The 12,977-nt window shown below is 38.1% G+C and carries 14 protein-coding genes; 8 read left to right on the top strand and 6 right to left on the bottom strand.

Features of this window, described 5'->3' with window-relative positions; translation table 11 throughout:
• Positions 1–28: 28 nt before the first annotated feature.
• Positions 29–313, top strand: a complete 285-nt coding sequence (locus tag EKQ63_RS07425; RefSeq protein ID WP_143880925.1) for a hypothetical protein — start codon at positions 29–31, stop codon at positions 311–313.
• 35 nt (positions 314–348) lie between these two features.
• On the opposite strand, the gene EKQ63_RS07420 is transcribed toward EKQ63_RS07425, so the two are convergent.
• Positions 349–1,248: a fumarylacetoacetate hydrolase family protein gene (locus tag EKQ63_RS07420; protein ID WP_173601724.1), complete on the bottom strand. Its 900-nt coding sequence runs from the start codon at positions 1,246–1,248 to the stop codon at positions 349–351.
• Between the two features lie 248 nt (positions 1,249–1,496).
• Here EKQ63_RS07420 and EKQ63_RS07415 point away from each other — a divergent pair, with 248 nt between their 5' ends.
• The 7 genes from EKQ63_RS07415 to gerPF all read left to right on the top strand — a co-directional run bounded on the left by EKQ63_RS07415 (position 1,497) and on the right by gerPF (position 3,758).
• A complete protein-coding gene (locus tag EKQ63_RS07415) occupies positions 1,497–1,676 on the top strand; it encodes an aspartyl-phosphate phosphatase Spo0E family protein (protein WP_000462845.1) in 180 nt (59 codons plus the stop codon).
• Between the two features lie 96 nt (positions 1,677–1,772).
• On the top strand, positions 1,773–1,994 hold the full coding sequence (gene gerPA, locus EKQ63_RS07410) for a spore germination protein GerPA (protein ID WP_001111187.1): 222 nt from the start codon (positions 1,773–1,775) through the stop codon (positions 1,992–1,994).
• Positions 1,995–2,008: 14 nt separating this feature from the next.
• Positions 2,009–2,215, top strand: a complete 207-nt coding sequence (gene gerPB / locus EKQ63_RS07405) for a spore germination protein GerPB (protein ID WP_001012508.1) — start codon at positions 2,009–2,011, stop codon at positions 2,213–2,215.
• Positions 2,216–2,282: 67 nt separating this feature from the next.
• On the top strand, positions 2,283–2,897 hold the full coding sequence (gene gerPC, locus EKQ63_RS07400) for a spore germination protein GerPC (RefSeq protein WP_087951645.1): 615 nt from the start codon (positions 2,283–2,285) through the stop codon (positions 2,895–2,897).
• A gap of 6 nt (positions 2,898–2,903) precedes the next feature.
• A complete protein-coding gene (gerPD, locus tag EKQ63_RS07395; RefSeq protein WP_001102341.1) occupies positions 2,904–3,098 on the top strand; it encodes a spore germination protein GerPD in 195 nt (64 codons plus the stop codon).
• A 15-nt stretch (positions 3,099–3,113) separates the two neighbouring features.
• Positions 3,114–3,500 (top strand): spore germination protein GerPE, encoded by a 387-nt coding sequence (locus EKQ63_RS07390; RefSeq protein WP_087951644.1) that lies wholly within the window; start codon positions 3,114–3,116, stop codon positions 3,498–3,500.
• Between the two features lie 42 nt (positions 3,501–3,542).
• Positions 3,543–3,758, top strand: coding sequence for a spore germination protein GerPF (gene gerPF / locus EKQ63_RS07385; protein ID WP_001141566.1), 216 nt, complete (start codon positions 3,543–3,545; stop codon positions 3,756–3,758).
• A 104-nt stretch (positions 3,759–3,862) separates the two neighbouring features.
• Here the strand turns inward: gerPF and EKQ63_RS07380 are convergent, their stop codons facing one another.
• The 5 genes from EKQ63_RS07380 to EKQ63_RS07360 form a co-directional block, all read right to left on the bottom strand.
• Positions 3,863–4,150, bottom strand: coding sequence for an RNA polymerase alpha subunit C-terminal domain-containing protein (locus EKQ63_RS07380; RefSeq protein ID WP_087951643.1), 288 nt, complete (start codon positions 4,148–4,150; stop codon positions 3,863–3,865).
• Between the two features lie 12 nt (positions 4,151–4,162).
• On the bottom strand, positions 4,163–7,888 hold the full coding sequence (gene addA / locus EKQ63_RS07375) for a helicase-exonuclease AddAB subunit AddA (protein WP_143880924.1): 3,726 nt from the start codon (positions 7,886–7,888) through the stop codon (positions 4,163–4,165).
• Positions 7,885–11,400 (bottom strand): helicase-exonuclease AddAB subunit AddB, encoded by a 3,516-nt coding sequence (gene addB, locus EKQ63_RS07370; protein WP_143880923.1) that lies wholly within the window; start codon positions 11,398–11,400, stop codon positions 7,885–7,887. The genes addA and addB overlap by 4 nt, the downstream gene beginning before the upstream one ends.
• A gap of 116 nt (positions 11,401–11,516) precedes the next feature.
• Positions 11,517–12,080, bottom strand: a complete 564-nt coding sequence (lepB, locus tag EKQ63_RS07365; RefSeq protein WP_000751900.1) for a signal peptidase I — start codon at positions 12,078–12,080, stop codon at positions 11,517–11,519.
• A gap of 56 nt (positions 12,081–12,136) precedes the next feature.
• Positions 12,137–12,730, bottom strand: coding sequence for a TVP38/TMEM64 family protein (locus tag EKQ63_RS07360; RefSeq protein ID WP_048553998.1), 594 nt, complete (start codon positions 12,728–12,730; stop codon positions 12,137–12,139).
• Between the last annotated feature and the right edge of the window lie 247 nt (positions 12,731–12,977).

Below are 12,977 nucleotides of genomic sequence, written 5' to 3'. Positions count from 1 at the left end.
CTGTTTATTTTACGAAGGGGGTAGTTGTATGCTTTTGAAATATGGAAAACATATTAACTATTTAGCTACCATTCTCATTTCCATTACATTCATCGGATTCTTATTATCCACAACGTTACTTAGTCACTATTCAACACCTCATACATTCATGCTACTTAAAATCTCATTTTTGGCTGCTGTTTTCCTTACAGCTATCGGGTTTGGTCGCGAAAGAAGTTCTCTTGCCGTTATACTAATTGGGATTTATACATTAATACTCATTGGATTATATATTTTCGCTATTTTAGATTTTTTCAATATTCCATGGCCATAAAAAAGACCTATCTATTAATAAGATAGCTCTTTTCTTCACTTCACTACATTTCGCAAAGTACCAATTCCTTCTACTGTAATGACTACTTCATCACCAGCATGCAAAAACTTCGGTGGTGTGAAACCTTTTCCAACACCAGCCGGGGTTCCTGTTGCGATAATATCTCCTGGTTCTAATGTCATTCCTTTACTTATCGTTGAAATGATTTCTTCTATTGAAAAAATCATTTTATTTGTATTTGAAGTTTGTCTTACTTCCCCATTTACTACCGTTTCAATGTGTAACGCATTTGGCGCATTAATCATCGATTTATGAATTAAATACGGTCCCATCGGACAAAATGTATCGAAACTTTTTCCAAGGAAAAATTGTTTATGCTTCCTTTGAATGTCGCGAGCAGTTATATCATTTATAATGGTATAACCAAAAACATGCTCAAGTGCTTTTTCTTTTTTTATTTGTTTCCCTCGCTTACCAATGATGACAGCTAGTTCTCCTTCATAGTCTAGTTCATTCGTTGCGTGGGGATGACTATTAATTTTTTCATCCATTCCAATAACTGTCGTTGGCGCTTTTGTAAAGATCATTATATTTTCTGGAATTGACTCTACTCCGCCCATTTCTATCGCATGCTCACGATAATTTTTTCCAACGCACAAAATATTCTTCCTTGGCCTTGGAATTGGTGCTAATATTTTCACCTCAGTTAACGGGTAATACGCGGTTCCTTCATTTTCCTTCGCCCAATTGACAATATCACACATTTTTTCAACACATTCGGTTCCTCTTTCAATACACTCTAACATTGTAATTGGAATCGTAACCTTTTCCCCTTTTTGTCTTTGCGCTTCTCTTACATGCAATACCTTTTCTTCCTCTTCATCCACAATACCTACAAATACCTTTTCATCTTTTTTCGCCGTTACCAAACGCAATATTTCCACTCTCCATCCTAAAACTCATACACTTTAATTGTATTCGCATCCGTAAGAAAAAAACCTTCTCATACACGCTAATTTTTACAATATTCTTCTTATATCCGATTTGTTACTCCTTTATCATTTGGCATAAAATGTAGAAATTTTACTTTTTTTAGCGAATGCATTTCTTTTTTATGTTTTTTTTGTATAATATGTACTACATAATATACTAAAAATTTCATTTAGAGATGGAGCCGATTTCAATGTTTGAGCAAGCGATTGAAAAAAAACGTGAAAAGATGATTTATTTTGCTGAACGCTACGGAATGACTTCTCAAAAAACAGTGGATTGTAGCCAAGAACTGGACAGGCTCTTAAATGTAATTTGGCATGTACATACGGATTTTCACCCTAATCAAACACTCGATACACACACGCAATAACGTGTGTGCTTCTTTTATTTCAAAAAAACACACATTTTATTGAAAACGCCCATACAATAGTAGAAAAGAAAACTTTAAAAACGAAAGGTGTTTTGTATGCCAGCTATGGTCGGACATATTCGTATCGTCAATATTGGATCAAGTGGTATTTTTCATATTGGAGATGTATTTGCGATTAGGCCTATTAGTTATTCACGCGCTTTCGCCGGGGCCGGCTCTTTTAATGTTGGAGATAATGTTTCTGTCTACAATTATCAAAGTGCAACGACTGTTAATGACTCAGACGTAATTGATCAAGCGATAATTGGTTCAACTTAGAGGAGGCGATTGTATTGAATTTTTATGTAAACCAAAGTATCATCATTAACAGCATTAAAATTGATAGCATTACAACCTCTTCTGTATTCCAAATTGGTACTGCTGGAAGTATTAAAGCTCTATCCAAATTCTCAAATACTGGCGGATTTACAGAGCCCCTTCGCCCATTACAGGCGAAAGGACAAATTATTTCTATTAAACCATCAACTAGTTCTTCTTAAGATATCCTTGTCATAAATATATAGCAGGAATATATTTACCCTCCCTATTGAAAAGGAGGTTTCACAAATGAATCAAGATATATATACTTACTTATACCAACTTCAGCAAGCTCTTCAAACACAACAAACAGCCATCCTAAATTTAGAAGATCAAGTGCGCCAACTCCAAGAAGAGCTTAACGAATTAAAAAATCGCCCCTCCTCTTCTGTAGGAAAAGTGGAATACAAATTCGATCAATTAAAAGTTGAAAATTTAAATGGGACTTTAAATATTGGTTTAAATCCGTTTTCAGCAAAAGGACAGCAAATTGAAGACTTTCAAGTGGATACAGAAACTTTGAAAGTCAACCCTGAAACTGACACAAATCCAGACTTTTACCAAGGCATCCTTCAAGAAATGCATCGTTACTTAGATGAAGAAGCATATAATCGAATTCTCCATTTTGAACAAGAAGAGAGAACGCCGCTCGATGAAATGTATCGACAAATGATGGTTGATGACATAAAGAAACAGATGGAGCATAGACTTCCTTATTATTTATCACAAGCGCAATCACATGAAGGGATTTCAACAGATCCAGATTATTTACGAGATATCATTATTCAAGCAATGAAACATGATATCGACAAAGCCTTCCTCTCTTTTATTCAACACATACCGGGCAATTTCCGAAAGGAGTAAGTATGTATGAATGTTAACGTTGTAAATCGTGAATTAAAAGTCGGACAGATTAAAATGAACGGTGTATCATCGTCCGCACTCTTTTTAATTGGGGATGCAAATTTCCTCATACTATCTTCTATTCTTGATACACCATTCGAAACTGTTACAGAGGGCCCATTTGTACCATTAGTCACAGATGTCCCTCCTACTCCAGGTTAAGGAGACTGAGAAATTATGTTACATCATGTGTCTGTTGTCCAAAATGTTTCTATTATTTCTTTAGGGATTGCTGCCGTATTTCAAGTTGGAGATGCAAATCAAATGGAATTAAAAAGTAGAGCTCTTGCCGTCCACAGAGAAATCCCTTGTTATATAAAAGGGGAAGGTCGCTTAGATGCATTTGAAATTTTTACAGATGAACACATCACAATCCCAAAAAGAACGACAGATGTAAAACTAAACATTGTAAATGAATGTCCTTTTATCGAAGTGAATGATGTTGAATTACGAACACTTTTAAATTCTGGCTGCTTTCAAATTGGAAATGTTGATTATGTTTTTAATAACTCTCGTATTATGCAAATCCGTCAATATATTACGGATGAACCTTCCGCTCCATAATTCATATAGTAATTAAAAAGCTTAGTAAAGTAGGTGGATGGTATGCCTTCCGTTGTTGGAAATCTCGTCGTTCAAAACAGTAATGGTTCTTTCAATTTAGGGGATTTTTATAACGTGTCTCCGAAAGAAAATACGAAAGCTTATAATGGTTCCGGAGCTTCCAATGTTGGATTTGTCGTGAATACGTTTAACGGTGTTAGTGCAACAAATACATTTGATTCTGATGTGGCCGATCAAGATCAGATTGGAACAGCGTAATGAAAGGGCTGCCCTGTGATTCCCCCTTATAGGTAGATAGTAAAAGAGTCCATCTAACATGATGGACTCTTTTCTATTTCGTCTAGAAGAGCATAATACTCTTTTTATTTAAATGATAATCCTTGTTCCTCCAAAGCTTTTTTAAGCTTTGGCATCGACGCAGGTCCCATACCATGCAGCTTTAAAATTTCTTTCTCACTATACTTTGAGAGTTTTTCTACAGTGTGAATTCCATGATGTTCTAGTGCCCTTCTTGCTGGTGCTGAAAGAAAAGCGAGAAAACCTTCTTTCGGCGCTCTCTCGTTCTCACAGGTTGGGCAAGTTGGACAATCGCTACTTTTGTAGTATTCATGTCCTTTTTCACACGTTCTTAACGTTTTTTCCGTTACCATTTTTAAGTTCCTCTATTCTTCGATTTTTACAACATGATTGCCATCAAAGAAGTATAAACATTTCTCTTTCACAGGATGTTGTAAGCTTTTCTCGAGCGCTTTTGCATATAACGAAAGCTGCACTTTATATCGCTCTTCTAAAATTGGCTTCGCCTGATCAAATCCGCTTGGGAATTTTCCTGCAATTGTATCCGTTTTGAAGTCGATTAACGTAATACCGTCTTCCTCTTCGATCATGCAGTCAATAACCCCTTGGACAAGAATGGATTCCCCGCTCTTCCCTTGCCAATCTTGATATGCTTCTTCTGCTGCAAGCATCATCGTAAATGGCACTTCACGCTCAACACTTTTCGCCGCTAATACCCGTTTACCTAGGTCACTATCAAAGAATGAAATTACTTTTTCAATTGCTATTTCTTCTGCTTGTTCAAATGTTAATAATTCCTTATTTACCATTCCCGCAATTTGCTCTTGAAGAACTTCAACCGTAATCGGCTTCTTCAAGTCAACATGCTGCATAACAGCGTGAACTGCCGTACCTCTTTCAGCGTATGTTAATCCCTTTTTCTCCATAAAACGAGGACGTGTTTTAATTGGTGCACGTAATTTTTTAATAAAGGCATTATCGCTACCTTCTTCAGATTGATAATTTCTCTTTATTTCTGTAACAGACTGCTTCGCACGATGAGATGTCGCTTCCTCATATCCGTACTTCCACATTAATCTATCGTACACCTCTTCTTTCCGTTCACTTTCTAACGGAACGGCCTTTTTCTCACGAAGTGCTTCTAACAATTCTTGTTTCTCTTCTTGAACGGGCTCTGGCGCAAGTAACGTGTTTCCGTCAACAACTTCTACTTTCCAGCTCGCACTATACCCATAAATTTCATCTGGAATGCTCCCTTGTCCTAATTCAAGAAGTATTTCACTATCACGGTGTCTATATAATGAAGGTGCAATCCAGTCTAAGTAGCAAGACGCTCCGGCACGTATATGATCTGGTAATAACCATTCACTATGCTCCCTAGCATCCAGCCATTTTTCCATTTCCTTAGTTGCATCCTTAACTGTTCCGATTAAAATTAACTTCTCTTTTGCACGTGTTAATGCTACGTATAATACGCGCATTTCTTCCGCAATTAATTCCATTTTCATTTTACGCTTAATCGCAAGTTGCGATAATGTCGTATATTTAATTCGTTTACGAGGATCGATAAATTGCGAACCAAAACCGAAGTCTTTATGCAGTAAGAAACGTTTCATTAAGTCTTGTGTATTAAAGCGGCGACCTAGTCCAGCGACAAATACGACTGGGAACTCAAGTCCTTTACTTTTATGAATTGTCATAATGCGAACGACGTCTTCTTGTTCACCTAAAGCTCTCGCCGTACCCATATCATCACCGCGTTCTAAAATACGCTCAATAAAACGCAAGAAGCGGAATAATCCTCTAAACGACGTTGCTTCATATTGTCTTGCGCGGTCATATAGTACACGCAGGTTTGCTTGTCTTTGCTTTCCAGCTGGTAAACCGCCAACGAAATCGTAATAACCTGTCTCACCGTACACTTTCCAAATTAAGTCAGAAAGAGACTGTTGGCGCGCGAATGCACGCCATCCTTGCAGTAAGTTGTAGAACCATTCTAATTTATCATGTAGTTCTTTTTCTTCTTCAAGCGGTGCCCCTTTTAAGAATGAGCTCATTACTTCATAAAACGAGCCTTTCTTCCCATGAGCACGAAGCGTCGCAAGTTCTTCATCATTTAGTCCAACAATTGGTGAACGAAGCACTGCTGCAAGCGGAATATCTTGCATCGGATTATCAATAACGCGGAAGACGTTCATCATAATATTTACTTCTGTCGCTTCAAAGTAACCAGTCGCAAGATCAGCGTATACTGGAATTCCTTGCAGCTTTAACTCTTCCATAATTTGCGGTGCCCACGGCATGGAGCGAAGCAAGATAACGAAGTCGCGGTATTGTACAGGGCGCATACTATCCGTTTTACGATCATACACTTCATAACCCGAATCGACCATCGCTTTAATGCGCTGCGCCATAAGACGAGCTTCAAGCTGCGCCTTTTCTACTTCCGCACCTTCTTCACCGTCTAATACTTCTTCTTCCGTTTGCTGAATGCATATTAGTTCAGCTGCTACATCTTCACCTTCTGGATAGGTAGCACCTAACTTTAATTCAGCGTCAGCATCGTAATCGATTTCCCCAACTTCTTCACCCATAATTTGTTTAAAAATAAAGTTCGTACCCGCTAACACTTCATGACGACTACGGAAGTTTTTCGCTAAATCAATCTTCATTCCGCCGCCTAATCCTTCTTGCGTGAAGCGTTTATACTTTCCTAGGAATAATCCTGGTTCTGCTAGTCGGAAACGATAGATCGACTGCTTTACGTCACCTACCATGAACAAGTTTCCTTCACTCTCAGAATCTTTCGTTACAAACTTAATAATCGATTCTTGTACGAAGTTCGTATCTTGATATTCATCGACTAATACTTCAGCAAATTTATTGCGATATTGAAGCGCTACAGCTGATGGCTTCATTTCACCGTCTTCACTTTGTTCACTTAAAATTTGTAAACAGAAATGCTCTAAATCTGTAAAATCAACCATTCCTTTATCTCGTTTCATCGCTTGGAAACGTTCTGTAAATACTTTTACGAGCTGAACAAGCTTTTCTAATACAGGATGCATATCTTGAAAATCTCGTAAGAAACTTTCAGGTTTGCGGCTAAATAGCTCTTCTTGTAGTTTCTTCACTTCATCTTTCGCCTTATTACGAAGAGAGTCTACTTGTTTGACAATGTCTTCGTTATAATCACTTTTCTTAATACGCTTTAACGTTTGCCACGATACGTTTTGCATCGCTTCATACACGCTTGTCCATGACTCACGAGCAGCTGATGATAACGTTCCAAGTAAAGCTAAATCCGCTTGCAGTGTTTCAACGCGAGGCGCTGGACCGTCAGGGAGCATTGCGAGTTCTGTCGCTTTACGAATATGCTGTTCTGCTGTTTCAAGCTGGAATTTCACATCTTCTAATAAGTAGGAAGCGTACACTAAATCTTCAATTGTCTTTCCTTCCACATCGTATGCTTCTACTAATTTATCAAGCCATTTTTCCGGATTTGGATGTGCTCTTGATTCTGTATGAAGCGCTAAAATCATACGTTGTAAATCATCGTCACTACGGTCACTCGTATAACGATCAACAAGTTCAAAGAATATCGTATTATCTTCAATTCCATACTCTTCTTCTAATATGTCATCTAGCACTTCTTCTTTTAACAATTCATTTTCAGTTTGATTCGCAATGCGGAAACGAGGATCAACATCAAGCATGTAATAGTATCCTCTAATAACTTGTAAACAAAATGAATGGATCGTTGAAATGGAAGCTTTATTTAATAAGCTCAGCTGCTTTCGGATGTGCTGAGAGCCAGGCTCATCAATTAATACTTTTTCTAACGCTTCCCCAATTCTGTTTTTCATCTCTTGCGCCGCTGCATTCGTAAATGTTACAACGAGCAGGCGGTCCACATCGACTGGGTTTTCTTCATTTATTATCTTTTTGATAATACGTTCAACTAATACCGCTGTTTTCCCTGATCCTGCTGCTGCTGCGACTAAAATATCACGCCCATTCGCTACAACGGCTTTCCACTGGTCATCTGTCCATTGACTACCTTCTGGTTTTTCAGGCCAATTTTCCATCATTCTCCGCCAACCTCCTCTCTAATTTTCTCCATCGCTTCACTATCTTTCATATCTTTTAACGTACGGAACTGGTTATCTTCAAGTGATTCATCGAACTGGCAAACCGATTTGAAGTTACAGAACGTACACGCCGCTTTATTCCCCTTTTTGTAAGGAGCAATATCGATAACGCCTTCTGTAATATCTTTCCCGATATTTTCAAACGTATGGTGTACGTATTTTTGCAGGACGTTAAACTCTTGTTCACTGGCAATACTTGAACGCGCACTAAAACTACCGTCTTTTTTCAGACCAGCAGAAATAATATCAGAGCTTCCTGTTGAAAGTTTGTTATCCATTAAACGAACAACGTCAGCATCTCCTAGTACGAGACCTTTCATTTTGAATTTCTTTAAAATTTCCTTTTCAATTTCTGCTTCAGATGCGTCACCTTTTACCTCCACAATTGGGTTATGAATGTGGAAATACAATACACCAGCTGGTGATGCCGTGCCGCCTTTTTTCATCCACGTATGCGCATTTGAAGTAACAACATCTAAATACGTTAACATTTGAAGTGCTAATCCGTAATACACTTCCGTTAAGTCTAACGCTTTTGAGCTTGATTTATAGTCAATAATACGTAGGAATGTTCCGTTTTCATCTTCTGCCTTATCAACACGGTCAATACGACCAACTACTTCCATCTTCACACCATTTGGTAATGAGAATTCCATTGGCGGAAGCGATCCTGTACCGCCCATACCGAATGGTACTTCTAAATCAACTGGTACGAAACCACTCGATTTTGCGTGCTCACGAAGAATGATTGACGTACGGAAAATGATTTGTTGTAGTTTTTGTTTTAAATAGAAATGACGGTTTGAACTTAATAAAATTTGTCTTTGTAATAACGGTGCAATTTCTTCTATTACTACAGCAGAAAGATGCTCACACTCTTTTATTGATAAATCCGCCCAAGTACGGTTTTCACGTAATAGCCTGTCCGCAATTCTCTTCAGTGCTGCATGGAATAATTCCCCAATATCTGGCGCATCAAGTTTGAAAATATCACGCTCTCTTAACGATAAACCGTGCTGCGCGAAATGAGCGTACGCACAACGGTTAAATAACTCCATACGAGAGACGCTCCCTTTTATTTTATCTCCGTATAAATCTCTACTTACAGCTGTACTTAGCTTTTGCGCACGATTTCGGTAGAATAAGCTTGATAATACGCGGCTACTTTTTTGCTTCCATTCATCCGAAGTTACGTAGAAATTATATACATCCCACCAAAAGTCTAAATTGCCTTCAAATCCATATCGCTTCCACGTTTGAAGTTGCTGCATAACATATGACAATGTTACTTCTGGCGTTGCTACGTATGAAATTTGTTCCGAACGTGATAAATCATTTACATCATTCGTAATAAATGTATCTTTCACATCAGGGAACATTCTTTTTATTTTCTTAATAAAGCTAGATGCAAGTAACGTCTTTCCTTCTTCATCTGCAAGCGGACACGAAATATACAATTTTTCAGTTGCTCTCGTTACCATTTGGTACATAACGAACTGTTCTTCTAATAAAGTTTGTCTCGTCGTTGGTGCGAGTTCAATACCTGCAGCGCTAAGAACATCTCTTTCCTCATCAGAAAGCATACCTTCATCCATAGGTGCTGCTGGAATCACACCTTCATTCACGCCAATGACAAATGTTGCTTTCACATTTGATAATCTAGAACGATCAATATTCGCAATTAACACTTGGTCTAATGACGGCGGAATGTTTGCGAATTGAAGCGCCTCAAGACCTGTCGACATAACGTCTGTGAACATAGAAAGTGACATTTTCTCTTCGCCAAGCATCTCAACGAACGTATCAAGAAGACTCATAACTTCTTCCCATACTTGTTCATGATCTGTCGCAAATAAGAAATCTCCGCTCTCTTCTGCACGAATACGTAATTCCTCTAACTTCTTCGGAACGTCAAGCTCTTCTAAAAATAAGTAAACAGCTTCGCACATTTGCATAACCGTTCCCGCACGCTTCAGTCTTTTTTGCATACGAATAACTGGCGTTCTTACAACGTCACGTAATCGATTTATTTTCTCTTCCATTTCACGTTCACTGTCTGTAATCATCCCGTCCGTATCGTCAAGAGAACGATAGCGACGATACATCCATGGATCTTCAGAAGTCCATCTCTTTCCTTGTACACCGTACGCTAAACAGTAGTTTTCAAACTCATCCATCTCTTCGCGCATCGTTTCTTTTCTTACGTCCAATGGATATAAAAGCTCTGTTTTCACGCAGCGAAATACTGCATCATAACGCCAATTCCCGCTAATAATCTCGAGTGCAGAACGAATGCATTCTACTAGCGGATGATGTGACATCGGGCGTTTTTCATCGATGAAGTGCGGGATATTATAATCTGTAAATAACGTTCGCATCACATCGTAATAACTTTCCCCATTACGAAGAAGAACCGCAATATCTCGGTAACGGTAGTTTTCGTCCGCCACAAGTCTACGAATTTCACGTGCAACACCTTCTACTTCAGCTCGTAAATTCGCGGCTGTATGAATCGTTACACTTGCTTCTCCGTGAAATTTTTCATTTGGTCGTGCTTCGTAGTGCGCTTCTAAATGCGCTAATGATTGCGAATGAAAACGCGGCTGTTCCATAAGTGGAATCGTTTTTTCAATTTCTATCTTCTCTTCACGTGCTACTTGTTTTATTTTTTCATACGTTAACGTCGTTTCATAAAATAAATCTAGTTCATTTACTGGTTGTGCTAACGTTTTTTCATCTAGCGTTAACGTGATTGTCACTCTCGCTCCGCAAATCATAAGCTGCCTTACAATTTCTAGCTCCTGCGGTGAGAATGAATGAAATCCATCTATATAAATTTCAGCCCCATTTACATATTCAGACTGCGGAAGCTTTTCTACTAGCAATTGTAAGTAGTCTTCTGAATCTAAATATTTTCCGATTAAAGCACGCTCGAAATCATCATATAGTAGTTGTAAATCATACACTTTATTCGCTAATAGCTTTTGTTCGGCACTGCTACTATGCGCATCTAATTGTTGCCACATTTCATATACGTTTGATGGCGTCACGTTATATCGTTTAAACTCCGCAATCATACTGCCAAGATGTTCAAAGAAACCGTTTTGCTCCGCTGCTTTTTGGAACACCGATAATCCATCTTTACGAGACTCTACAATTTTACGAAGTAACATATGTACGCCCACTTCATCAATGTGAAGACGACTCGCTCCGCCAACTTCTTGCAATACTTTCCACGCTAATCGTGAAAAACTAAAAACTTGTGCCCGAATAGAACCTCTAACATCCTCACTACCAATTAACGCCTGCTGCGTTTGGAATGTCATCTGTTCTGGCACAAGATATAATATTGTTTCCCCTCTTGGGCGCTGTTTTAACTCTTCTTGCACTTCGTGTAAACAAAGTGTACTTTTTCCACTTCCCGCTCTACCAATCACAAATCGAAGTGACATGTAACCCCACCTTTCACTTACATAACGAACGTTAGTTTGCTATTATAATTGTATTATAGGACACGAAAAAAGACAAACGGAGTAGTTTGTCTTTTTCTATACTTCTACCTATTATATCAACCTTTTGAAAAATTCGTTTGCACCTCTTGAATTGGCCAATATCGTAAATCAACTTTACCGACAACTGTATCAGCTTTTACAAAACCAAAATGTCTACTATCCCAGCTCCCGAGGCGGTTATCACCTACTACAAAAATATATCCAGGCGGCACCGTTTTTTCCTTCGTTAACTCTTCTAGCGTAAAGTCACCTGTTAGTTGTCGTCCATTTATCTCTTTCTTATATTTCTCTAGATAAGGTTCATCTACGAATTGTCCGTTTATATATAGTTTATCATGCTTATATTCAATATGATCCCCAGGTAAACCGATAATTCGTTTTACGTAGTCCTCTTTTTTATTCGCATGAAACACAACAACATCAAACCTATTCAAGTCCCCCACTTGATAACTCACCTTATTTACAACGAGCATATTGCCATCTTGCAATGTCGGCATCATTGACTTCCCCTCTACAACATACGTTGAAAAGAAAAACGTTCGAAAAAATACAGCTAATAATACACCAATTAAAATTGTTCGTATCCACTCTATGCCTTCTTTTTTCAAAGTTTTCTTCATCCGCTTCTCCCCTTATCCTTTAATAATGAAGCTTTCCTTTACAAAGAAGACTATTCTTAATGTAGTTCTAACTTTACTTCAATTCTCTTACCGACATACCATAAAATAAAAATACCAATCGCTACAATGACTGATTTCACCGGATTATGAATAAATGACATTAAATCATGACCGATATACGTTAAAATAAAAATCATCACAAGCTTTCCGAACGCAAGCGCAAGGCCAAACTGTTTTACACTAATGCGTGATAGACCAGCGACAACATTTATAAGCGCAGACGGTGTAAACGGAAAACAAAAGATGACGAAAATCGGCGCGAACCCTTTCCTTTCAATCCATCCCATTGCCTTTCGTACTTTCTCATGCTTATTCACAAAAGAAAAGAAACGACTTCGACCAAAATGGCGGATTATGAAAAAGACAAGTAAGGCACCCATTACTGATCCAAGCCAAGAATAAAGAAAACCGAGCCAAAATCCAAATGCAACAGCATTCGCCAGTACAAATACGATAAGTGGCAATGCTGGAATTAGCGCCTCTATCATCGGTAGCCCAATACCAAGAAGTGGTCCGAACGCTTTATAGCTTTCAACAATATGATCCATATTTTCTGGTGAAAAATACTCTTTGATTGTCTGAAAATCCATTCTACACTTTACCCCTTTACTCTAAGTACTACCTCTACTGTATCATTGCCTATATGAAAGAGGAAATGGTAGATACGACATATGGAGATGTAATTATTAAGTTTCCATACCTTTCATTAGAATTCCTTCATTATTATGCTATGATAATCTATCAATATTCGACAGGATATGAAGTTAATTTAGACAACGTACCCAGATTATCACTCAATGGTTATTATAAAAAAGAAGAAGATACAGAAAGTAATAA

This window comes from Bacillus sp. BD59S, assembly GCF_007363175.1.
Classification (GTDB): Bacteria; Bacillota; Bacilli; order Bacillales; family Bacillaceae_G; genus Bacillus_A; species Bacillus_A pacificus.
Note: the sequence above shows the minus strand (reverse complement) of the source record. Positions and strands in the feature narration are given on the sequence as shown.